The organism is Stenotrophomonas capsici, from assembly GCF_034961085.1.
GTDB lineage: Bacteria > Pseudomonadota > Gammaproteobacteria > Xanthomonadales > Xanthomonadaceae > Stenotrophomonas > Stenotrophomonas capsici.
This window is the reverse complement of record NZ_JAYFUH010000249.1, coordinates 1,019,578-1,042,422: the sequence shown is the minus strand read 5'-3', so window position 1 is coordinate 1,042,422 and position 22,845 is coordinate 1,019,578. Positions and strand designations below refer to the sequence as shown.

The 22,845-nt window shown below is 60.5% G+C and carries 17 protein-coding genes; 3 read left to right on the top strand and 14 right to left on the bottom strand.

Features of this window, described 5'->3' with window-relative positions; genetic code table 11:
- The coding region (locus VA603_RS17980) for a type VI secretion system Vgr family protein (protein ID WP_323439628.1) at positions 1-705 on the bottom strand (705 nt) is incomplete at its 3' end.
- Between the two features lie 245 nt (positions 706-950).
- Between VA603_RS17980 and tssA the strand changes: the two genes are divergently transcribed.
- Positions 951-2,015 carry a type VI secretion system protein TssA gene (tssA, locus tag VA603_RS17975; RefSeq protein ID WP_323439627.1) on the top strand — a complete coding sequence of 355 codons (1,065 nt, stop codon included), beginning with the start codon at positions 951-953 and terminating at the stop codon, positions 2,013-2,015.
- Positions 2,016-2,036: 21 nt separating this feature from the next.
- On the opposite strand, the gene VA603_RS17970 is transcribed toward tssA, so the two are convergent.
- From VA603_RS17970 to VA603_RS17945, 6 genes are all read right to left on the bottom strand, one after another.
- Positions 2,037-2,783, bottom strand: a complete 747-nt coding sequence (locus VA603_RS17970; protein ID WP_207911834.1) for an OmpA family protein — start codon at positions 2,781-2,783, stop codon at positions 2,037-2,039.
- A gap of 41 nt (positions 2,784-2,824) precedes the next feature.
- The gene (gene tagF, locus VA603_RS17965) at positions 2,825-3,808 is read right to left on the bottom strand and encodes a type VI secretion system-associated protein TagF (RefSeq protein WP_132862272.1); all 984 of its coding nucleotides are present in this window, start codon (positions 3,806-3,808) and stop codon (positions 2,825-2,827) included.
- Positions 3,805-7,479: a type VI secretion system membrane subunit TssM gene (gene tssM, locus VA603_RS17960; protein WP_323439626.1), complete on the bottom strand. Its 3,675-nt coding sequence runs from the start codon at positions 7,477-7,479 to the stop codon at positions 3,805-3,807. Before tssM ends, tagF begins: the two co-directional genes overlap by 4 nt.
- A 16-nt stretch (positions 7,480-7,495) precedes the next feature.
- Entirely contained in the window at positions 7,496-8,920 is a 1,425-nt protein-coding gene (locus tag VA603_RS17955; protein ID WP_323439625.1) for a hypothetical protein, read from the bottom strand.
- Between the two features lie 40 nt (positions 8,921-8,960).
- Entirely contained in the window at positions 8,961-9,221 is a 261-nt protein-coding gene (locus VA603_RS17950) for a PAAR domain-containing protein (protein ID WP_132862274.1), read from the bottom strand.
- Positions 9,222-9,322: 101 nt separating this feature from the next.
- Positions 9,323-10,204 (bottom strand): M15 family metallopeptidase, encoded by an 882-nt coding sequence (locus VA603_RS17945; protein ID WP_323439624.1) that lies wholly within the window; start codon positions 10,202-10,204, stop codon positions 9,323-9,325.
- 52 nt (positions 10,205-10,256) lie between these two features.
- Here VA603_RS17945 and VA603_RS17940 point away from each other — a divergent pair, with 52 nt between their 5' ends.
- Positions 10,257-11,138 (top strand): hypothetical protein, encoded by an 882-nt coding sequence (locus VA603_RS17940; RefSeq protein ID WP_323439623.1) that lies wholly within the window; start codon positions 10,257-10,259, stop codon positions 11,136-11,138.
- A gap of 202 nt (positions 11,139-11,340) precedes the next feature.
- Here VA603_RS17940 and VA603_RS17935 read toward each other — a convergent pair whose 3' ends face one another.
- A complete protein-coding gene (locus VA603_RS17935; RefSeq protein WP_323439622.1) occupies positions 11,341-12,399 on the bottom strand; it encodes a hypothetical protein in 1,059 nt (352 codons plus the stop codon).
- Positions 12,400-12,941: 542 nt separating this feature from the next.
- On the opposite strand from VA603_RS17935, the gene VA603_RS17930 reads away from it, so the two are divergent.
- Positions 12,942-13,748, top strand: a complete 807-nt coding sequence (locus VA603_RS17930; protein ID WP_323439621.1) for a formylglycine-generating enzyme family protein — start codon at positions 12,942-12,944, stop codon at positions 13,746-13,748.
- Between the two features lie 200 nt (positions 13,749-13,948).
- Here VA603_RS17930 and VA603_RS17925 read toward each other — a convergent pair whose 3' ends face one another.
- From VA603_RS17925 to VA603_RS17900, 6 genes are all read right to left on the bottom strand, one after another.
- Complete coding sequence (locus tag VA603_RS17925) at positions 13,949-14,860, bottom strand: DUF6708 domain-containing protein (RefSeq protein ID WP_323439620.1); 912 nt, start codon at positions 14,858-14,860, stop codon at positions 13,949-13,951.
- A 313-nt stretch (positions 14,861-15,173) separates the two neighbouring features.
- Positions 15,174-15,653 (bottom strand): contractile injection system protein, VgrG/Pvc8 family, encoded by a 480-nt coding sequence (locus VA603_RS17920; protein WP_323439619.1) that lies wholly within the window; start codon positions 15,651-15,653, stop codon positions 15,174-15,176.
- Between the two features lie 153 nt (positions 15,654-15,806).
- Complete coding sequence (locus VA603_RS17915) at positions 15,807-16,892, bottom strand: hypothetical protein (RefSeq protein ID WP_323439618.1); 1,086 nt, start codon at positions 16,890-16,892, stop codon at positions 15,807-15,809.
- A 475-nt stretch (positions 16,893-17,367) separates the two neighbouring features.
- Positions 17,368-18,276 carry a DUF6708 domain-containing protein gene (locus VA603_RS17910; RefSeq protein WP_323439617.1) on the bottom strand — a complete coding sequence of 303 codons (909 nt, stop codon included), beginning with the start codon at positions 18,274-18,276 and terminating at the stop codon, positions 17,368-17,370.
- Positions 18,277-18,437: 161 nt separating this feature from the next.
- Complete coding sequence (locus VA603_RS17905) at positions 18,438-19,346, bottom strand: DUF6708 domain-containing protein (RefSeq protein ID WP_323439616.1); 909 nt, start codon at positions 19,344-19,346, stop codon at positions 18,438-18,440.
- Positions 19,346-22,837: a T6SS effector BTH_I2691 family protein gene (locus VA603_RS17900; protein WP_323439615.1), complete on the bottom strand. Its 3,492-nt coding sequence runs from the start codon at positions 22,835-22,837 to the stop codon at positions 19,346-19,348. The genes VA603_RS17905 and VA603_RS17900 overlap by 1 nt, the downstream gene beginning before the upstream one ends.
- Positions 22,838-22,845: the final 8 nt, after the last annotated feature.

Genomic DNA, 22,845 nt, shown 5'->3' with positions numbered 1-22,845 from the left:
CAAACCCCCACCCATGCTGTCACTGGATTCGGTCGCATCGCTGCGGTGGAAGCGCACGCCTTCGGTGCTCGCCGCGCTCTCCGGCAGACGCACGCTGTCGGCAAAGATCTCCATGCCGTTGCCACAGCGTGCCTGCGCATCGTCCTGCAACCGCCAGCCCAGCCCTTCCTCGGCCAACAGGCGCTGCACGAAGTCCAGGTCGCTCTCGCGGTACTGCACGCAGTAGCTGCGCACCCGGCCACCGAGCAGCGCATCGCAGCCCTCGGCCCATTGCCAGCTGGCCAGGTCGCCGTGTGCCTGCAGCACCTCATCGACGATCTGGCGCACGCTCTTGTCCTGGAACACGCGGCTGTTGCGTGCGTGCTGCAACCACCATGTCCACGAGGCCAGCGACAGCCGATAGCGCACCAGCCCGCCATCGCTGCCCAGCCGGCGCGCTTCGCAGACCAGCCCGCTGCGCTTCCACTCACCGCCCGCGGCGGTACGCGCAACCAGCATCGCCGCCGAACCCAGCAGCGCCTCCAGGTCCACCGTCTCGTCGGTACAGAGCACATCCACGTCGGTGCGCGCATGCGCCCCCAACGCATCCCGCCCCCACCAACGCTCCACCACGCCCTCCCCAAGGAGGTCACTCTCCAGCCGGTACAGGCGCTGCGCGCTGTTCAACGCGGCGACCTGTGCCATCAGGTTCGTCAGCTGATCCATGTCGTGTCCATATGTCATGACAATCCCCGCTTCCAGCGGAACATTGTCGGAGTCCTGCCGCGCAACTTACCAGAACTCGCGACATACAGATGTACGAGCAATCTTCACGGAAATTTCAAATCACTGAACGGGCGAAAAGAAGTGACACCCGCACTTCGTGTGGAGCATCGCTAACCGGTGACACCCTAGCACTCAACCCGACAGCCCACGCTAGAATCCCCTGACAACCCATAGCGAGACTTGCCATGCTGGATCAGGATGCCCTGCTGGCCCCGATTTCGGACCACGCGCCGACGGGCGAAGACCTTTCCTTCTCGGCCGAATTTGACCGGATCATCGAGAAACGTCGCGCCGATGACCCCACATTGGATCAGGGGGCATGGCAAACAGACATCAAGTACGCCGATTGGCAAGGCGTGCTGCGCGACTGTATCGATCTGCTGCAGACACGTACCAAGGACCTGCGCCTGGCCGGCTGGCTGTGTGAAGCCAATACCCAGTTGAATGGCTTCGTAGGTCTTTCGGGCGGCTTCCGCACCATCGCCGGCCTGTGTGACCGCTATTGGGATGACGTGCACCCGCTGGCCTACGATGGTGATCAGGAAGAACGCATTGGCAACTTGAGTTGGCTTCTTGCCAACTCGCTGCAATGGCTTCGCATCGTTCCGATCGTGGCCGCACCGCAGGGCCGTTTCAGCATCGCCGACTACGAACATGCCCACGCCCGCGCCAACAGTGGCGAACCGGATGACGGCCGCCCCAGCCTCGATCTGCTCGAGGCCGCGCGCCGCGACACCAGCCATGACTTCTACCGCCAGCTGATCGAAACCCTGCCCGAATGCATGGCGGCGCTGTCCGACCTGCAGACCGCGGTGGATAACCGCCTCGGCATGGACGGCCCGAGTTTCAGCGCCGTACGGGAACAGCTCGACCATATCCAGCGCACCGCGCAGCGCTTCGCGCGTGATGCGGGCATGCTGCTCGACGGCGAGGTCCACGCCCCCGACGATGCCGACCACGATGTGTTCGCCCAAGCGGCCCCTTCCGCCCAGGCCCCGGCCAGCCAGGCACCCCGCCCCGCCGGTGGCGCGCCCACGACGCGCAAGGAAGCCCTGCAGCAGCTGCGCCAGGTGGCCGAGTTCTTCCGCCGCACCGAGCCACACAGTCCCGTGGCCTACCTGGCCGAGAAGGCGGCGCGCTGGGGCGAAATGCCGCTGCACGTATGGCTCAAGCGCGTGGTCAAGGACCAGTCCACGCTGGACCAGATGGAAGAGATGCTCGACGTCAACCAGGACACGGAGGGCTACTGAGCCCTCCGCGTCACCGCAGCGTCACTGGATCTTGAACTCGATGCGGCGGTTGCGGGCGCGACCGTCGTTGCTGGTGTTGTCAGCCACCGGTTCGTCCGGACCCTTGCCCAGCACGTCCATGTGGCTGGACGGAATGCCCTTGCCCATCATGTAGTTCTTCACCGCCAACGCACGCGCATGGCTCAGCGCCAGGTTGGATTCGCGCTGGCCGACGTTGTCGGTGTGGCCAATGATCAGGAAGCGGCTGTCCGGCATCTGCGCCATCTTGGCCACCATTTCATCCAGGATGCTCATGCCGAACGGCGTGAGCTTCGCGCTGCCACTCTGGAACTCGATGATGCGGTTGGCCAGCGTCTGGTCGAGCACGCTCTGCTGTGAGCCCACCTTCAGGCCGTTGGTCACCGTGTACGAGGTATTGCTGGCCAGGCTGAGGTCGCTGACCACCTGCTGCCGCAGTGCTTCGTTGCCAACCTCGCCACTGATGCGCACGGCCTGCCCGTTCACTTCCAGCTTGCCGGGCGACACGCGCTTGAGGCCCGGGTTGATCATCCCGGCCACGTAATCGCCCCAGTTCGGCGGCGTGGCGATGCTTTCCACCTGGATGCGGTCGACCACGCGGTCGGCGCCATACACCGCGCGCAGGTTGGTGAGCAGCTTGGCCTTGGTGGCCTGGTCGGGCACGACGCCTTCGATGACGACCGGCCGCTCCCCGGTGGAGGTGGCGGGCGGCGCCGGGTTCTGCGCCAGCAAGGGCGCAGCCGCGAGCATCAGGAGCATCGCCACGCCGGTGTTTCTGAAAGAGGCCATCGTCAGGTTCCCAGGAAAGTCTCGCCGAACAGCTTGCGCGCGGTGGCCAGGGCCAGGTCATCGCGGTCCAGGAAGCTGCCCAACCGGTTGAGGTTGTAGTCGCTGCCGAGGTATTCCTCCACCCATTCGGCATGCTTGAGGTGGATCAGGAACCCGCTGTCGTCGCTGGGGTCGAGCACCGCGCGCAGCACCTGGCGGTCGGCGCCGTTGAAGCCCACCACCATCGTGGGCGTCGCATCGTTGCGCACCAGCACCGACAATTCGAAGTCACCGCGGCTGACGAAGCTGGAGATCATGTCCAGCCAGAACGCGGCGATGAGCGGGCGGTAGACCGCGTCGCGTGCCAGCGGCAACACCAGCGCCTTGTCGATGTTCACGTCGCCACCGCTGAGCACCGGCTGCAGCAGCATGCCCATCGCCGGCAGCATGTGCTTCAGCGATACGTCGCCGTGGCCGGCCTCGCGCAGGCGCTGTTCCAGCTCGCCCACCGTGCAGCCTTCCAGGAAGTCCTGGAAGCTGCCGTTGTAGTCCCCCACCTCGGTGCTGATGCTGAAACGTGCCTCGCCCAGCCTGGACAGCGCCTCGGTGGCGTCATCGTCCTGGTAGGCCTGCCGCGCCAACCGCGCCAGGCCGGACCACGCGTTGGACATCGCCAAGGGGCTGCGCCCGATGAATGGCAACGGGTCGGTTGCATCCAGGCGAACCACCGACAACAACGGGAAGCGACGTTCCGACGCATCGCGGCTGGCCAGCAGGTGACCGCACAGCACGGTCTTGCTGCGCGAGCCCAGGAAGGCGTAGTGGATGTCCGGCGCCGCGTCATAGCGTTGCTTCCAGTCCGGGCTCTGGCTCAGCAGCTCCAGGCTCTCGCCCGCCCAGCGGTCGAGCCAGCCCAGCAACTGGTGGTTGTCCGCGGTGCGGACGAAGTCTCCCCGTGAGGGCACCTTCCCGAAATAGGAAACCCCGGCATTCACCGCGCGACTCATTGCCCACCTCCTTGTTGTGGCGCCGCCGTCGTTGCCGCCGCCGGTTGTGCCGCCGGCTGCGCGGCGGGCATGCCACCCGCCACCGTCTCCGGCAGCTGCAACCCACGCTGCCAATCGCCGCCATCGGTGCCGGCACCGGCGCGCCGCACGATGCGCATCTCCACCGTCACCGCCACGCCGTCGCTTTCCCAGGTGATGCGGCTGGAGTCATCCAGGCGCTCGTACTTGCCCTCGGACATCAAGCGCTTGAAGCCATTGGTGCCCGGTGCGTTGAACACTTCCACGGTGCGCCCGTCACCGGTCACCGCCGATATCTTCACGCCCGGGATCTGGCCCACGTTCGGGTACTGCATGGTGGTCCATTGCGGCGGCGTGTTGCGATAGCGCAGCGACTGCCCATCGATCTCGATCGTGTATTCCACCGCGCCGGCCGCCGGCGACGGCAGGATCTCGAAGATGGTGCTGTCCTGCGCGGCACCGGCCACCGAACCGCCCACCCAGTTGCCGTAGTTGGCCACCAGTTCGGCCGACAGGTTGATGCCCTGCCCGGCCCAGCGGCGCGCCTCCAGCAACGGGCCGCGCTGGATGACCAGCGTCCCCAGCGCTTCCTTGTTGAAGCTGGCGATGCTGCCGCTGGCACCGAAGATGGTGGCCACGTCACTGGCCGCCGCGTCCACGTCGGAATTGAGGTTGAACGGATACTGCTGGCCGATGCGCGCCTTGAACGGGTCGTACACCTGCGCCTTCCAGGTCTTGTTGACCTCGGCCTCGGTCGGCGCCACCAAGGCACCGAAGGTCTGCGTCAACGGACGCAACAGCAACGGACGCAGCGCTTCGCGCTGGCTGTCGTCCAACCCGGTCAATACCTGCTCGTCCACCAGTGCCAGCGCCGTGCTCAGGTCCGAGCCCTCGTTGCTCAGCGTGTCCTGCATCAGCTTGCGCGCGCCCACGCCGATGTCGCCCTGGCTCTTGATTGCGTTCAGGCAGGCCTTGATCACGGCCGGCTGGTCACCACGCTCGGTGGTCAGGCGGGCAATGCCCTCGAACGCCTTGCCGATCGGCCCGACCGGCTGCGCCGCGGCAGCGGCGGCCGGGTCCTTGCGCAGGATGGTGCGCTGGAACCACGCCACGAAGCCCTTGCGGGCCTTGCTGGACTGCGCCTGCGCGGCGGGGTTGTCCCACACGGTCTCCTCGTTGATGCGCTCCAGCAGGACCCGCAACGGTGAGGTGCTGGCATCGCCCAGGCGGTTGATGCTGGCCGCGGCCTGGTCGAAGGTGGTGAACTCGGCGATGCTCAGCCCCTTCACGAACTTGCCCCACTCGCGGGCGTACTCCTGCTTGTACAGGCCCACCAGTTCACGCGAGACATGCTCGGGGCTGCCCGCCAGCGACAGGTCGCTCTGCTCGGTGGTGCCCAGCACCCAATCGGTGGTGCTCAGCTGCGTGTTGGCCGCTTCCTTGATGGCGTCCTGCACGTAGTCTTCCCACGCCTTGCGGGTGAAGGCACCGGAAATCGCGTAGTTACCGTTGATCAGGCGCCCGTTGCGCTCCTCGCCGATCAGGCTGTCCACCGTGACCGTGCCGAAGCGCGCGCCGGCACGCGCCTTGATCTGCGCGAACACGCGCTCCATCGCCGGCTGGCCCTTCATCACCTGGCCCAGCGCCTCGCGGCTGTCCGACACCAGCGTGACCCGGTTCTGGACCTGCGGCCAGCCCGGCTTGTCGGCCTGGGCCACGTAGAAGGTCATCAGCTTCTCGGCCGAACGCACCATCTCCTCGCGACTCATCTGGCCGCGGTTCGCATCGAGCCAGTTGCGCCAGAACAGGGTGAGCTGCTGTGACAGGTGCGCACCTTCCACATACTTGGGATTGCCCAGCATCAGATAGGTCTTGAGCGCGTTGTACGCATCATTGGTATTGGTCGGCGATGCATTCTGGTAGAGCACCTCGCCGTCGGCGACCGCCGGCCCGGCCTGGCCCAGCTTGTCACGCTGCGCGACCACCTGGCCCAGGTAGTTCTCCAGGTTGGACACCGTCGGCGCCAGCATGACCTGCTGCATGCCGTGGTTGTATTCACGCAGCAGCTTCTCGCGGATCGCATCGCCCTGGTACAGCCCCAGGCTGGTGGTGATGCCGCCTTCCTTGCGGTAACGGTCCAGCTGTTCCATGCGGTCCTGCAGCAGCAGCAACGCATCGATGCGCGACTTCAGGTCCAGCCGGTCCTTCTGCACCTGCACGGCCTGCTGCAGGTCCTTGGTGGCGTTCTCCACCAATTGCGCGTTGGTGGTGTACGACCAGGTCCACATGCCCAGCGCCAAGGCCAGCACGCCGACCGCACCGAGAAACACGCCGTAGCGCAGGCGGTTCTGGTGCGGGCTGGAGTACTGCCGTACCAGTTCACGGTCGGCGAAGATCACCTTGCGGAACAGGTCCTTCAGGAAGAACGCCGTCTGCCCGGTGGGCGCGACGTCCTCGTTCGAGCCACGCTGCAGGCCGAACTGCCGGCCCACGCGTTCGGAGGCATGGTGGACCGAGCGGCCTTCCTGCAACGCACTGCTGAAGTAGAAGCCCCGGAACACCGGCTTGAACTGGTAGGGGTTGTCCTCGAACAGCGTGGCGATGAAGGTGCGCAGCGCCGGCTTGATGCCCACGAACTCCAGCGGCAACGACAGCAGGCCCGGGGATACCTCGCGCCCGCGCTGCATGGCCATGTGGGTCAGGCCCATTTCCTTCATGCCATCGGCCAGCTCATCGAAGTGCGTGTCGAAGGCGGCCAGGGCATCGGTCTGCTGGTGCGCATCGAACGGCAGCGTCGCCCCCCACACATGCTCGCGCTCACCCGGGTCCAGGTTGCGGAAGAACTCGCTGAAACCGGCGATCAGGTCGGCCTTGGTGAACAGCACGTACACCGGTGCGAACACTTCCAGCTGCTCGGTGATCTCCTGCACGCGCTGGCGCAGGTTCTTGGCCAGCTCCATCGCGAACTCGGGCTTCCCGCCGGACAGCTCGGCGATGCTGGCGGCGATGATCACCCCGTTGATCGGTGCGCGCGGGCGGTTCTTCTTCAGCAGCCCAAGGAACGTCAACCATTCCATCCGGTCTTCCGAGCTCACCGAGTATCGGCCGGCGGTATCGAGCACGATGCCATTGGTCGTGAAGTACCAGTCGCAGTTGCGCGTTCCGCCGATGCCCTGCACGACGTTGCTGCGGTTGTCCTCGAAGGGGAACTGCAGCCCCGAGTTGAGGATGGCCGAACTCTTGCCGGCGGCGGGGTTGCCGATGATCACGTACCACGGCAGCTCGTACAGCGCCGCACTGCCCTTCAGCACGCCCATGCGCGAGGACTTGATCTGCTTCACGGCATCCATCATCCGCTGCCGCAGCGCCTCGGTGTCGCCGCGTTGCGCGGGCTGGGCGTTGGCAACCGCACGGTCGGCCTCGCCCTGCACCAGCGCCTCGACCTTCCGGGCCGCGCGCCGCGCCAATATCCGCTTGATGATCCACACGATCAACGCCAGCAACAGCAGCGCGCCCAGCACGATCGCCACCCAGATGCCGATCTCGCGCGCCTCGGCCTCGCCATACCAGGCCAGTCCGCCTGCGCCGATCAGGCCCACCAACATCCATAGCCGGTAGTCGCGCAGGTAATAGCTGAAGTTGCTCAAACTCATGCGGGGGAATCCAGGTTCAAGTAGTCGACGGCAGATCAGCCGCCTGAGGTGTGCTGCCGGCACTGACCAGTGCCATCACACGCTGTTGCGCTTCGGTGCCGGCCAGTAGCAGCACCGGCCCGGTGTTTCGTCGTGTCTGTTCCAATGCCAGCGCGAGCATCGCCACTGGCAGCACCGGCCCCAGCTCGCCCGCGCTGGCCGGCAGCGACAGGTTGCCTGTGCCGAATTCCAGGTCCGGGTTCAAGGCCGACGCCGCCAGCGCGGCATCCACCACGCCGTCGCTGCCCTGCCGCGCATCGTGCAGGACGAACTGCACGCTGTGTTCGTCCTGCGGCAAGGACTGCTTCCATTGGCTCGCCGCTGTGGTCAGGTGGCGGCGACGTTCGGCCGGCCGCGCCATCTGCGTGGCATCGGCCTCCAGCGCAAGCGGCGGCCACAGGCAACCGTTGCCTTCGGTGGCCATGCCGGGACTTGCGAGCAGCACGCCGGCGGCGCCTTCGCCCGGCGTCCTGCCTTCCGGGTGACGGGCCGTGGCCAGCACGCCATTGACCAGCCAGCCCTGGATGACGTCCGGGTCGATGCAGGAGTCACACGCCAGCAGCAGGTGCCATCGGTCAGGCGCACGCGACAGGGCATCGGCAAGCCGATGCAGGTGGCGCCATGCCTGATTGTCATCCCCGACCACGGTGACGGCCACGTCGAACCGGCGTCCATCGACGCCGAACTCGAGCACCCGTTGCATCAGCCAATCGCGCACCCAATGCAGCAGCGCATCGGACCAGCCATGCGCGACCAGCAGCTCGATGGTGAGCACGTTGTCCACGCGACCTTCATCGTTGCGGCGCAGCCCGGCGACCACCACTTCCTCGCGGGCCTCGAGCACGGGCAATGCCATCGCCGCCTCGCCCAACAGCTCATCCAGCACCGGCGCAAGCAGGGCCAGCGCCCGGCGCTCGCGTGGCGTGGTATCGATGCCCTGTTCGCGCTCGCCGAGCACTTCCAGATCATCGAGCTGCGTCGCCTCGCTCACGCGTACCGGTAGGTTCTGGCCATCGCGGAACCGTGCACTCAAGGCAGGACGCGGCGGTGCAGCTGCAGCCGCGAGCAATGCCGGCGCGTCCAGGCCCACGCCCAGGTTGATCTGGCCGGCGGTCAACGCGGCGGCAGCAGCCGCCTTCACACCATCCTCACGCACAACCGGCGCCGCATCGTTGTCAGGGCTGCGGGTGGCCTTCTCCAAGGCCTTGTCGGCCCCTTGGCGAAGCAAGCCGGTCGCCATGAAGCCGGCACTGCTCACGCCCGCCGGCAACAGCCCCAGGTACAGCAGCATGTCCATGCCGCTCGGCGTGGCACCGGTGCTGCGCCAATACATGATCGCGCTGCCCCAGGTGGCAATGAATACCAGCAGCACCGAAGCAGCCTTGCCCGTCCATCCCGCCATCAGTCGCTATGCTCCATGCGCGCTCCTGTGATCGCCGGGTTCAACCCAGGCCCGTCGTGGTCTGCGAGGAAATCAATGTTGCCCCACAGGCGGTGCTGTCGCCTTCACGCGCCACCGCTTGACCGTCGATGATGACGGTGGCATCGCCACTGACGATGGTGGTTGCCCCATGAACCGCACAGACGGCGCGGTCGGTCACCCGCGACACCGGCTTTCCCGCGACGTCGGTGTGTTCCGCGCCAGAGACCACGCTGCCGCCATGGGACAGCTTGTCACCGACAACTATGAAAGGTCGTGCCATACATCACGCTCCCTGATCCTGTGTGAACCGGTCTTTCCATCGCCGCGTCGCAGCAACCCGACTCATCCTCGCGAAACGATACCAGCAGTCAGGTGTTCTTATCACCCTTGCTGAGACAACTCCGCACGTTTGATGGCCCTTGCTGCCTTGCATCTGTCAGACATCTCGACGTGAACGTAGTCCTTGATGCTGCGCCAGTTGCCGCCCCAATCAAGCCCTGCCTGTTCAGCCAGCTCGCCGTACAGATAATACCCACGGCGTGTCCATTCATCGTTCATGTCCCACTGCAGCTTGCCATCGCGGATGGGCGCGCTGTCCACGCCAAGCCCGTATTGATGGCAACTCTGCCAGGCACCGGCACGCGTGGCCTTGCCACCGGCCATCAGCTCGGCCTGGCGCTCGGGACTGCGGTATCCCTCGATCAACACCATCTCGTAGCCGTACTGGCGCCGCATGACCTCGTAGATGGCCAACACGCGCTGCTGCAGATCGGCGTCGATCTGCTCCCACTTGCGGTCCGCGGTCACGATCTCGGGGCGTAGACGACGGACTTCCTGAGTCGTGAAGACCTCGGGCGGCGGCGGCGGTGGCGGTGTCAGGCGCTCTCCCCGCAGCAGCTGCGCCACCATCGAGCCGGACTCGGAAAGGTCATCGCCGCGGAAATCCGCAAGCACGACGGTCTGCCGCGACAACAGGATGACCAGTGGCGGCACCGCCAACAACGCAAGCGCGGTTGTCAGGACGACCCAATGCCGCATCAACCAACCCCGCAGACCATGTCGCTCTTCACGAAATGAAATACGTGATTTGGCGATGGGCGTCTCATCCTTTGTCCGACGAACCGCACCCACGCTGTGAGACTTGATCTGCTTTGCTCGGAAGCGCTCGCGCAATCGCGCAACTGCATCCGGAAACAGCAGTGCCCAACACACCAAGGCCGCCAACAAAAAAGCCGCAATCGCTACACCGGCAACTACTGACACTGATCCTCCATGGAAACCGACAGGTTGACGCGCCGAAAAGCATGCCCTAAGAATGCACCATTCGCTTCGGCGGAAGCCGACTCAAACCAAGGGCTGGATGCACTTGAATAATGGCGGAATCAACCGGCCAAGTCTTCTCTCAGGGGGAGAGCAGACCAAGGCCCAAGCCCCGAACTCGGGACGGATCCTGGCTGACATGGAAGGCCGGCAGGCTGCCGCGTCGCCGCGAGCGCCCAGTGTTGCCAGCAGCAATGGCCATCGCAAGTGGTGGTGGATTGTCTCCGCCACGGTGCTGGTCATCGTGGCGCTGTTGGCGTGGGCGCTGATGCGCGGCGGTGCCGGCATGGACCAGGACGAGTACTCGCTGACACCCGAGAGCAGCGCCCCGACCGGCCATCCCATCGCACCTGTTGCTGCGCCCAACGATGGCGCGGCCATGATCGTCGATGCCCCTGACACCGATGGCACCGCGCAGGGCAACCCGCTCGATGCGCTCGCCGACCCCGGCAACACTGCGGCACCGGCGGCAGCCGGCGCCACGCCCTCCCCCGCAACCGCCAGCCGGACTGCATCTGCGCCTGCGCGCAGGGCGCAACCAGCGACGCGTGCCGGCACCAAGGGCAAGGAAAACGACAACCTGCTCGGCACGTTGCTCGGCATCATCAAGGAAGATGAAAAGCCCAAGCCGGCAGCGCAGCAACCGCGCACCATGGACGACCTGATCGCCAAGATCGAAGCCGACCAGCAACAGCGTGCCGAAGACGAGCGCACCGCCTTCGACCAGGTCGCCAGCAAGAAGTCGGCCTCGACCGAATCCGGCATCCAGGCACAGCTGCGCCGCTGTCCGGGCGCCAATACCCTGCAAGGCCTGGAATGTCGCCGCCGCGTCTGTGCCAACGTCACCGGGAAGGATCCGGCCTGCCCCGCGATGTAAAGGCGTGAGCTGCAGCAGGTCACGCGCGAAGCGCAAAGCCCAAGCTTTCATCGCAATGCGTTCGCTGGCACGCGCATACCCTGCCCTGATCGCGACCCGGCCAAGCGCGGACATCGTTCCCGCTGGGCATCCGTGATCGTCGGGATGGTAATCGTGATGATCACCACCGCACGGAGGGTTGTCTGGGCTCGCCTGGGCACAGTCAGCGGTTCAGCTCCGAGAACCACGGCGGGATGCCAGGCACGGCAAACATCATGAACACGATCACCGTGCAAATGGCGCCGAGCACAAACCAACGTCGGTTCAGATAGCCAAGCTTGCCCGCATACGCAAGACGCTCCGCCTCGGTGAGAGGCCGCGTCCGGAACGAGCTCGCGGGCGCGGGCATCGACATCTCGGCACGGATCTCCGGCGGCCACTCCGGCCTGGGGGCGATGCGCCATATCCAGAGCCCGGCGCGCTCGAACCAGTACATCAGGGCACCTACCACACACACATACGTCATCGGAAACGCGCCCGGTTTGACGCGATGATGCGCATCCACCAAGCCGCCGAACAACTGCCGATCCAGCAGCACATAGTCCGCCCGCGCATCATCAGCAGGCGGTAGTGGATCCGCAGGCGGCAACGTTTCCGGGTCGCCGTCCATGTAATGACGAATAAATTCCCAGATCATCCCGGGCGCGCGATCATCACGATACGGTTGTGCCAGGGGAACGTACGAACGGATACGACGATCGGACGCCTCAATATCGACCACGGCAAACACATAGCCGGTGGCCGCGCCGGCCAAGCCGTAGCTCCTGGAAACCATGGAGATTGGCTGCGCCGCATCGTAGTCGATGCTGACCCAGCCGTTCTTCCGGTCAATCCAGCAGAAGAACTTTCTTAGCCGTCTGCTCAGCACCACGGGAGGCACAGAGAGACGTGTTGCAGAGGAAATCGACCAAGCAAAGAACGCACCCGCAAACAGCAGGATGACTCCATAGACACCCACGAGGTAAGGCCAAAAATCCGCTCTTGAGAGTATTCCTCCAATCACTACCCGTGACAGAACCATGCTCACGCCGGCACATCCGATCACCAAGCCTAGGACGAACGTAAATCCCCGGCCTGAAGCTTCCACGGCAGGTGAAAACGTCATGAAAGAATCATTGATCGATTGGATGGCATTCAGAGAGGCGGGTTCGGCGCCCCCGTCATCGTGCCCGATGCCCAGCAGCTGTCCCCACCCACCACTCCTGTCCGGAAGATGGCGCATCCCAAACAACATCCCGCGGCTACTCCCACGCATCGGTGTCATTGTTTCCGTTCGGTGAACCATCCACGCGCACGTGCCTCCTTGCATCCGATATCAAACTGTACCCGTGATATCGGATCCATTGGATTGGACAGCCCGTGCTTCGTCTCATTGTCTCCGTTGGGCGACGTCGCCGCATCCATATTACCCAGAGATGCAACTGAACGCCCCTTTGGAAACGCCCCAAGAAGCTTTTCTCCATGCTTCCCGTACTCTTCCATATAGCTATTCCCAACGCCATCGATCTATTGACCTCTATTTATCGGATCAACCCCCTGACCCTTAAGATGACGCCATCCGATCACATGCAGGCTGGTACGATCAACTCAATCCTCCGGCCTCAATGACGCAAACCGATGATCCTACGGAAACCGCTACTACTCTGCATTACGACCTTTCCGCTTTTTGCTACTGGCGGCTGCAACGCTGAACCAAGTCCCAATTCTCATGGCATTGTCGATCCAGCCCTTCAGCAGAGGATTGACGCCTTGAAGGAGAAGACATTGAAGAACCTCGTCGCCATCGAGGGCGGGAAGTTCTTGATGGGGGATTTCGGCCCCATAGATCCTAAAGTCAACCTGCCATATTCAGGTGACCGGAACGATGACGTCCTGCATGAAGTAACACTCAGTGACTACTCCCTGGGTGCTTACAAGGTAACTTATGAAGATTTCGACATCTTCACTGCCGCAATGGGAAAACCAAAGATTGCACAGCAAGAAATGGATTTGAGCTACCGCGACCTACCCAACATGGCTGCCGGGGTGGACTGGAACGACGCGCAAGCTTACTGCCAATGGATCGGAAGAGAGATTGGCAGAAAGATGGACCTGCCTACTGAAGCCCAGTGGGAATTCGCTGCTCGAAATCGCGGGCAGTTTATCGTCTGGCCGACTGATAACGGAGTGGTCGATAATGGAAGAAATGTAGCCAACTACAATTCTTACGCGGACTTCGCCACCAAACACAATGCACGGACCTACTTTTCATCTATTGGCTTATACCCACCTACCCCACTTGGGTTATATGACATGATCGACCATGGATTCGAGTGGGTGATTGACTGGTACTCTCCCTCATATCAACCAGCCACCACCAAAGACCCTCACGGCCCACCCACTGGAACGGAGAAAGTGCAGCGAGGTCATTCAAATAGGGGCGGAGATTCGCTCTTCATCGTCTCAATGACAATAACTCGATTTCATTCCTTACCATCTCCGCCCCCAAAGATGTCGCCGCTCGACCAATCCATAATTCCGATTAATCCCAATAGATCAAACACATTTCGCTGCGCGGCGGGCAATAAGTGAATTCCTCCTATGCAAGCTGCTCTCCTTGGGGGCGGGTCATCATCCAGCATAACCAGTTGAAGCAACCCGTGTTGCAAGAGATCAGCTGGTTGCCTCCCGAATGTCCCAGGCAATCCAGTCGCCGGATGCCACTCCGACTAGGGCACGGACCGCCGGCCAGATCAACTCCGCGAAGCTAAGCTTGATGTTGTCCCGCCAGTTCACCGTTGCGAATTAAATCGCTGAATGATCTCCGCCTCGCTCAATGCATGCCCGCCTGCGGCAAGGATCACATGCTGCGGGAACTCAGGCATTTTTCCATGGCCCGACGTCCTTAGGCGCTCCCCCTCTGGAAGCGGTGCCCCTCCCTCTTCCATGTAGCGACGAATGTGTTCGTAGAGCCTCCAAAGTAACTCATCTTCCCACCAGCCCTTATAGCCAATGTTCACGACGTCAGTGCACAAACGACGCGTCGCCGGAGCAGCCCAAAGGAGCGCCAACGAGTAAGACGAGCGCATTGCCTCTCCGGTCAACTCGTTTACATGGTAGCTCCGTACGTAGGCATCCTCCCAACGACGCGTCTTTACCGCTCCAACGCCAGCCAGGCTCCAGAACTTCCAGAAACGCACTGGAATTATCGTAAAGAAATGAACCTCGCCCGTTCTCCTATTGAAAACAACCGGCTGATCTCGGGGAGTCAAGAAAGCCAGCCGAAAACAGAAAAATGAGAAGTTCAATAGAAACAGTGAGACCAATGAGGCGATTATAGAGATCGGCAAATTAAAGCCGACCTCAGCATTGACATGCGCCAAAAATGCATCAACCGACAAATACATCATCCCAGCTGCCGCGACAAAAAAAAGCACAGAGAAAACAACCAACATCGCGAATGCATCCGAGGTTCCGGCTGGCGCCCCAACAACAATTGCGTCCTCATGCACTGCCAAAATGGAATCACAGCCGCTCGCCCTCTCGTGTGCCGGCATATCCTTTGCCGGCTGAGCAGCGCGATACGGGGAGAGCACGGGCAAAGATGTCTTGCCTCCAATATCAGCATCAAATTCGAACCAGGGCTCACCTGATTTGCAGACAGGAACCAACACTTGATAGTCCGGATTGTTTTCTTTTGACATCACTCACTCCAGAACTTCATTAATAACACCCCGTCCGCAGGCGAATCGCAGACCCTTACATATCCAACACCCTTCGAAAGGGCGGAACGATTCATCTCCAATCGTCGCTCCATCGAGCTGCCACTTTCTATAAAAGGAAGCACCTTTATTCCTGCGCCATCAATAATCCTATCATCAGAATTAAGCTTCCACTGTTTCCTCTGTTCTACGCTTTCGTAAACAGAGAAGCCCAGCTCACAACGAACCAATTTCCGGAGCTCAACCGGAACGTAAAGTCGAACCCATGCTTCGTAAACACCAGTTGGGACCTGGGTCATGATTGGAGAGCCGCCCCCCCCCCCCCCAGTTGTCGCCGGCCCAGTGCGGCAGGCAGCGACGGTACAGCGATGGCCGCCGGCCTAAGCAACTGCTCCAGTGCATCGAACACGTCGGCGTCCAGGTTGTTGCGCGCCTGGTGCTGCACCGACAGGCAGAAGAAGCGGGCATCGCCCTGCACATACGGATGCTGCTGCAGGCCAAACCGGGTGTCGGCTGCGAGCGCCCGCCACTGGCCAGCGCCTTCGATCTGGTGGGTCTGGACGCGCGGCGCATCCAGGTGCTGCTGGGCGCGGCGTCGCCCGCGCGCATTGTCCTGCCAACCGTAAGGACCGCCGGTGGCGCGGTCGACGATGCCGAAGTCGCTGGCACTCTCCGCCGCGGCGCTGGCCTGTCGGCGCTCAAGGGGGCGGTGGCCCCAAGTCGCGCGCTCCACGCGGTGAGTGCGCCACCGCCGCGTCACGTCCCAGCGCTGCACGGTGTCGCTGCGCTATATGCTCCCACAACGCCAACTGTGTGCTGTCGAAGCCGTTGGACTGGACGCCGAGCCGAAAACAGCAGCTCCACATCGCTCCGAGTCCTTCGTGAGTAGGCAGTTCGAAATAACATGGCCCGCTGGAACCCATCTTGGTCAATCCAGCATTAGCAACAGCATCATCAGACCAAACCCAAGCCAAACGGAAGTACCTCCACCCAAGGAGATCCAGTACAGCAATTTCTCACCTGCAGCTAATGGCTGCGGGGGCTTGATCTTGCTCCGCAGTACTGCCGGCACAGGACCGTCACGCACAGGGTCATACTCGGCCTGCGTCAGATCTTGAGAATTGAACTTTGGAATGTAACCAAAGCGACTGCCAATGATAGGCATCACCGCGAATGGCCAGAACAGGATCGTCCATAGCGGCGTGAAGATCCACATCCATCGACGTGAGCGAGGCGAGCGATCTTCCCAGCGAGGCAAGCCGATCCATGGATTAAAGAAACCATAACGATAAGCATCCCAGAAACCAGGCCGCCCCCCTGGCAATAAATGAATATCAGGAAGCCCTTCCCAGTCCCCCTCCATATAGCGCGCCAGAAATTCGTAGGTCGACAGACAATCGTATAGACCCAAGGCATTCTGCACCATTATGCACTTCCATGCGCGTTTACGATCCTCGCTGGGCTGGATCAGGTGCAGATTGCAGGAGGTGGAGGCGCCAGCCGTACTAACACTGGTGACTGGCTCAATATATGGGCGCAGATCATTCCACTGAGCCTCCACTCGCTGACTGCCTTGCATTTGCACCAACCGCCCATTCTTCCGATCAATGAGCAACGGGTAAACGACAGGTTCACGCATCAAGTGCCTTAAAAAACCAAACGCCCCTCCTCCAAATATGGAAAAAATAAAACCGCATACAAATATTATAGAAATACCAACCGAGCCAGTTCTTTGATACTCATTAAATATAACCCAGCCCCCAAGAAACACCATGCCCACGCAAATAAGCATCAAGAAGAATATACCCCCATTCGCAGCAATGGAGCCGCTTCCTCCGGAGGAAATTCTCATCGAATTGAAATTCACGTCGAGCACCAGATCATCTGACCGACCATACTTACCCTTAAGGGGCAAGGGATACATAGGCCGGCGTCGTGGCACGATCAACGGGATACCGCCATCAAGCGACACTTCTTCAGCGGGGCTTGCGCGCAGCCGATCTTCCGAGATCATATCGCGTCAGCCATCGTGATTGATCTACACAAACCATCAGGCGCTGGTATCACAAGGTTCGGCTGCGAAACAGCTTCCGGCATATATCTGAGACGCACGGTTACCATCGACAACTCACTTCCAGAATATCCCATAGCCCATCGAACCCCGCCCTTATCCGTCGCACTCAACACGCCACCTGTACTGGGAGGACTAAGAACTCGCACGCACCCCAATATTCCCGAAGCCAGTCTTTTCGGGCCACTCATACCCGCGCCACGAGTGCTAGCCAGACGGCGGTGTTCGGTAATCATGTACTTACTGCCACGCCCATAACCAATGGCTGGCTGCAGCCGCCTTCGTCTTGCCCGAGGTGATATCGAGGGCCAGCGCCGACTTGCGCCGGCGGCCCAGCGTTTGATCTCTTCGTCCATCAGTTCGCTCATCGGTGTCTCCGTTGGGAAAACAGACACCTGAGCACGGATTCAGTGGGTCACTACACCCGTGCCTTCTGCCGTACCAACTGATCGATAGCTTCCTGGTCCAATGCCGGGCCACCGGCTGCGGCAACAATCTCAGGCGGGAACTCTGGAACACGCGATAGATCCGTTGCGCGCAGCTTGTCGCCTGGCTGCAGCGGCGGACCGTCTTCCTCCATGTACTGCCGGATGTGCTCCCACAGCGCCAACTGTGTGCTGTCGAAGCCGTTGGATTGGACACCCAACTGGATCAGATGCTCGACTTCGTTACCGGTTCCCTCGCGGATCGCCAGCAAACCCAGCTCGAAACCTTCGGAAGCGAGGTTCGCCCCTCGGAAATAAATGTAGCTGTAGATACGCGCCTTGATCTGATCATCCCACCTGTAGGAGACGGGCGCTCCATGGGAACCACTCTTCCAGAACTTGAAAAATCCACCCTTTATATAGGGAAGAATGCAGACCAGCCTGGACTTCCTGTTGAACAGGACAGGATCATCCAGAGAGTTAATTCTGGCGGATCTCCAAAAGTATGAGCCAAAGCAAAACATGAAATATGCGCCGAAACCAAAAGTTGCAATTATGAATAGATCAATGCCTCTTTCAAAGCGGATCGATAAAATATTCACATAAACCATGAGGGAGAAAAACAGCAACCCAAAAGACCACATAAAAAATGCCGAAAACTTAGACCACCCTATGTCCTTCGAATACTCGCCACGAACAGTGCCCACCTCCAGCGCATCGGGATGAACTCTCAGCACGGCATCAAAAGCAACCGGATCGACCTCCAATGACACTTCATGATCCGCAGGTAGAACGCGAAATGGCGCACGCCGCGCATGCGCGTTCTCCTTGAAGAGCTCGGGCCCAAACACGACTTCCGGTTCGGCCTTCTTCCATTCCGCTACTGTCGTCTCGCGAAGCATCAAGAGATGCATCCGTTAGCTAGTGACGTCCAATTATCAGGTTGTGCTGACCACTCAATGATCGACATCATCTCTCTCCTCTGAAGAAGCCCACATCACCAGGCCTGCATCCGTGCATCCGTGCATCGCATTGCAAGGACGAAGGAAGCATCCGTTCCTGATTATGGCCTCGCCTTCTGCTGTACCAACTGATCAATAGCTTCCTGATCCAATGCCGGGCCACCGGCTGCGGCAATAATCTCAGGCGGGAACTCTGGGACACGCGACAGATCCGTTGCGCGCAGCTTGTCGCCTGGCTGCAGCGGCGGACCGTCTTCCTCCATGTACTGCCGGATGTGCTCCCACAGCGCCAACTGTGTGCTGTCGAAACCGTTGGATTGGACACCCAACTGGATCAGATGCTCGACTTCGTTACCGGTTCCCTCGCGGATCGCCAGCAATCCCAGCTCGAAACCTTCGGAAGCGAGGTTCGCCCCTCGGAAATAGATGTAGCTGTAGATGCGCGCCTTGATCTGGTCATCCCACCTATAGGAGACTGGAGTTCCATGAGAACCGCTCTTCCAGAACTTGAAAAAGCCACCACTTATATAGGGAAGGATGTAGACCAATCTAGACTTCCTGTTGAACATGACAGGGTCATCCAGAGAGTTAATGTTAGCCGAGCGCCAAAAATAAGATCCGAAGCACAACATAAAATACGACATAAATCCAAGCAAACCAAAAAACATCAAATCATAAAAACCCGCGAACTTCGCCGACTGCCCAATCGCCACGACAATAACAGCGAGCAGAAAAACGCCAAAACCCCACATAAAGAAGGCGGAAAATCTTGACCAGCTGACATTTTTGGAGTATTCGCCACGAACCGTGCCCACCTCCAACGCATCAGGATGGATTCGCAGCACAGCATCAAATGCAACCGGATCGACATTCAATGACTCGCCATGATTCGATGGAAGAATACGAAATGGAGCGCGTCGTGCATGAGCATTATTCTTCAAAAGCTCCGACACAAATACCACTTCCGGCTCAGCGCTCTTCCACACCGCCACTGTTGTTTCTCTAAGCATTACGAACCCTCACCATCCATCAACTTTATCTTTGACGAAGATTCCGCAAAGTCAACAGCATCCTCTTCCATCTCCTGCAACCAGATAATTGCATGCGCGTCTGTATACCTGAAATTAGGAATTCCGAATGCAGCCACCAACTCAAAGACTCCACTCTCATTCTTCTCGATCCCAAGATCGATAGCCTCATCACGAATATCTACAACATTCGGGTACTCATTCATGAGAACACCCAAGGGCATATCGCCAGGCAAATATGCCCCGGCCAGCACCATACGCCTACTGAAAGTCTTTCTTGCATATACTCCTATGCAAATGCGGACCGTACTCTTGAGCTCACTGGGCATAGTGATCCTAACCCAGCCCTCACGCACCCCTCCCCGCTTCAGGCGATCTTTGTCACCGAGTATATTCTTAAGAACCATCCATGGCGTTATATTGGAGAATATTCCTTTACCGCCAGGAGTATTCATATCCGTAAACAACCTATCCTCAAACTCAAACTTGGCACCGGACTGCAGCATATTCAGTTTCAACTGCTCTTCCGCCAAACCCCTAAACCCCCCTCCAGAATTTTCACCCCATATGGACCTCGCCGCCCACTCTTCCAAAGGCGAATCCTTGAAATAGTAATAAACAAAAATCAAACCCACGCCAACCAAAGCAAGAATCAAACCCCAGCCGGTCATCCCCAGCCCGAGGAACGTTGCAGACGATCCTACGGCCGCAGCCCATGCCGCCGCACCCGCACCCACCAGCACGAGGGCCTGAAACAACAGGATACCGGTAGCCCCATAGTCGCCGCGCGATCGCGCGCGAAAAGCTCTAACAACGCTGACAGAGGCATCCACAAACGACGCTGCAGCCACCAACCTTCCCGCCAGCATTTTCATGTTTGCCGCGCCCAGATTGTTCGCATTTGCCCTATAGATCTGCTCCTGGAGCGTCAACGCTGCACCAGCGAACGCAAGGGAACCAGTCAAAATTCCTATTGCCGCCTCCGCCCGTTCCGCCTCATTTCCCTTGGAAAACTGCTCATAGTTCTTCATGATCGAAAGAACAGAAAGCACCCCGGCACCACCGGCCATGATCGCCGTTCCATTGGCCAATACCTTTCCGCTTGTCCCTGTCAGCTGTGCAAGCGTGGCCCCGTTGATATGGCGGGTCGCCTGAGTCCAGGCTCCACTCATTACGCCTGGCATCAATCGAATGGCGTACTGGGCCGCTCTCGATCCTTGACGAATGGCCCCTGTCAGCGCAACCGACTTCAGCGCATTTGCCTGCGCCCAAGCCTCCATCTCGCGCGGAGCCTTATCCACCCACATGTAGACTTCAACCAACGTGTCAGCAGCGGCAGTCGCGCCAATCGATTTCAGCATGCTGCTGAAGTTGACGACCGCCGTTCCTTTCGCTGCGGTGACACGTCCTGCGGCGATTGCCGCATCCTGCGTATTTATCATCATCCGCCGCCATATGCGCAGCGCCTTATACAGCGGCATGGTGACGCCGACCAGAGTGGCGCCAGCGTGGCGGGCACCGGCATTGCTTACCAATGAGATCAAACTCGTCATCCGCGCCACGGCGACGGGCGTCATGCGCCCTGCCAACTGAAGCAGACATGCCGCCCCCCCGACAATCGGCAGCAACCCGGACACATACCCGGAAGCAAGCATGCGCAATGCATTCGAATGCTTCCCTCCGAACCTCACCCAGCCCGCTGCCGCGGGATTCCTCGAAAGTTCCTCAACATTATCGAGAACGTTACCCATCATGCCGAAGTGCCCGTCCCGCTTGTCGAGCCACTCCTTGAAGCCCTGCGAGGTATTGCCAAGCAACGCTCTCAACAGGATGTTTTCCTTCAAGGTCGGGTCATCGCCAAGGTAGCGCGCATACCATTCCCCGCCTTTGCCCTTCCCCAGATTGCCGGCGCCAGCCTCCCCCTGCTCCTGTGCGGTGTTGCCGGTGATATGGCCGCCATGAAGGACGCGGGCAGCGGTGCACGCATAGAAGAAGCCGCTGAGCTTATCGTCCTCATCGAAGTCGTACTCGAACAGGAATTTTCTCGGGGCGCAATCGAGGCAATCGAAATGATCCCCCTCCATTGCCAGAATTCCCTCCGCGTCCCTTCGAGCATGCGTCTCGTAGGCGTCGAGAAAACTCCGATAGTCCGCTTTCGCTCCCCGTCCACGAAGCTTCTTACGGAGCTTTTCGCACTGTTCCTCCGCCTGATTGACCGGGGAAGGCAGTACCACCCTTCCAGGAACCGAGTAATCAGAAACGGGATAGCCTGAAGCCAATGGACCGCCTGGGGCGACATGCACCTGCCTATTGGGCACAAACTCCGCTTCAGCCGGGAGCTGCTTGCCCTGTTGGAGTTGCACAAATACGTCGTGCATCATCGAGGTGTTGTGATAGCGCGAATACCCTGCCTCGTCGTACTCCTGCTGCTTACGTTGGCCTGCCTGCCTCAGGCTTCCCATCAAGCCTTCTATGCTCAGGGCCGACTTGAGCATCCAGTCAGCCTTCTCCGCGTTTCCGTCGGCACGGCCAAGGACGTAGTCACTCGCACTCTTGAAGTAGGTTGTGCGCAGCACCGCTGTTTCATGAGCAATGCCCACAACATCATCAACCATGACCATTCGCAGATCAGATTCGGAATACTGGTTGCGCCCCCGCGACAGCATTTCCCTGGCAGCAACCACAACATCCTGCGCGACCTCAGAACGCATCCGGGGGGGCGCCGTTCCCGGAAGTTTCAGCTCCATGGAAAGTCCGCTAGCCATGCGCGGGCTCCAGCGCGGGTATGGCCCAGCATCGCCCGCCAATGCCACGGTCGTGTACGAGTAGTCGTAGATGAGTTGCTCTGCAGAACCCGCAGTGAACGGGAGCGACGCCGGGCACGACGCTGCTGGAGCGTTGATGCAGGTCATTCTCCTGTTCCGCAAGCCCTCGTCTTTTGCGTAGCGTTCCAAGACCTTGGGAGCCCAGGGGTTCTCACTGAAAGCAACCCATACTCTTCCCGTGTTCTTCGCATCGGGAATGACAAACAACATCGCAGCAGCATAACCGGCCGTGCGCTCACACGAGAATCGCGGCACTTCACCCACCCCGACCAATGGAATAGGCGAGAGCGGAACCGGGGTCAGGTAGCCACCTTCGTCCACCAGATTCACCTGCCAGCCACCTTGTGCCTTGATCTCCGGCGTATGGGCCTTTTCATAAAAAGCGTAAAGGTACCCCTCGCGCAGCGTGCGCGCTGCGTAATCGAGGTACTTGAGCTTGGGCAGGCCGATCCCCCGCAGCAATGGGGAAAGATGTCCTTGGATATTGGACATGAAAGGCTTGGCGACCACCCCGGGCCTCACCACCAGCACGGGCAATCCTGTTTTCACACACGATGGACAACCGCCTTGGCCACATCGGCTTGCTGCACTCGCGGCTTGAATGGCCCTGGGGCCGTAAGTCATTATCGGCTGGTTACCGTCGAACATTCCTGTGT

Excerpts from the sequence above, each read along its gene's own strand:
- tssM (WP_323439626.1), bottom strand. The coding sequence starts at position 7,479 with ATGAGTTTGAGCAACTTCAGCTATTACCTGCGCGACTACCGGCTATGG.
- VA603_RS17940 (WP_323439623.1), top strand. The coding sequence starts at position 10,257 with ATGCACCATTCGCTTCGGCGGAAGCCGACTCAAACCAAGGGCTGGATG.
- VA603_RS17955 (WP_323439625.1), bottom strand. The coding sequence starts at position 8,920 with ATGGCGGGATGGACGGGCAAGGCTGCTTCGGTGCTGCTGGTATTCATT.
- VA603_RS17950 (WP_132862274.1), bottom strand. The coding sequence starts at position 9,221 with ATGGCACGACCTTTCATAGTTGTCGGTGACAAGCTGTCCCATGGCGGC.
- VA603_RS17905 (WP_323439616.1), bottom strand. The coding sequence starts at position 19,346 with ATGCTTAGAGAAACAACAGTGGCGGTGTGGAAGAGCGCTGAGCCGGAA.
- VA603_RS17935 (WP_323439622.1), bottom strand. The coding sequence starts at position 12,399 with ATGCGCCATCTTCCGGACAGGAGTGGTGGGTGGGGACAGCTGCTGGGC.
- VA603_RS17970 (WP_207911834.1), bottom strand. The coding sequence starts at position 2,783 with ATGCTCGCGGCTGCGCCCTTGCTGGCGCAGAACCCGGCGCCGCCCGCC.
- VA603_RS17925 (WP_323439620.1), bottom strand. The coding sequence starts at position 14,860 with ATGTCAAAAGAAAACAATCCGGACTATCAAGTGTTGGTTCCTGTCTGC.
- VA603_RS17915 (WP_323439618.1), bottom strand. The coding sequence starts at position 16,892 with ATGATCTCGGAAGATCGGCTGCGCGCAAGCCCCGCTGAAGAAGTGTCG.
- tagF (WP_132862272.1), bottom strand. The coding sequence starts at position 3,808 with ATGAGTCGCGCGGTGAATGCCGGGGTTTCCTATTTCGGGAAGGTGCCC.
- tssA (WP_323439627.1), top strand. The coding sequence starts at position 951 with ATGCTGGATCAGGATGCCCTGCTGGCCCCGATTTCGGACCACGCGCCG.
- VA603_RS17910 (WP_323439617.1), bottom strand. The coding sequence starts at position 18,276 with ATGCTTCGCGAGACGACAGTAGCGGAATGGAAGAAGGCCGAACCGGAA.
- VA603_RS17900 (WP_323439615.1), bottom strand. The coding sequence starts at position 22,837 with ATGTTCGACGGTAACCAGCCGATAATGACTTACGGCCCCAGGGCCATT.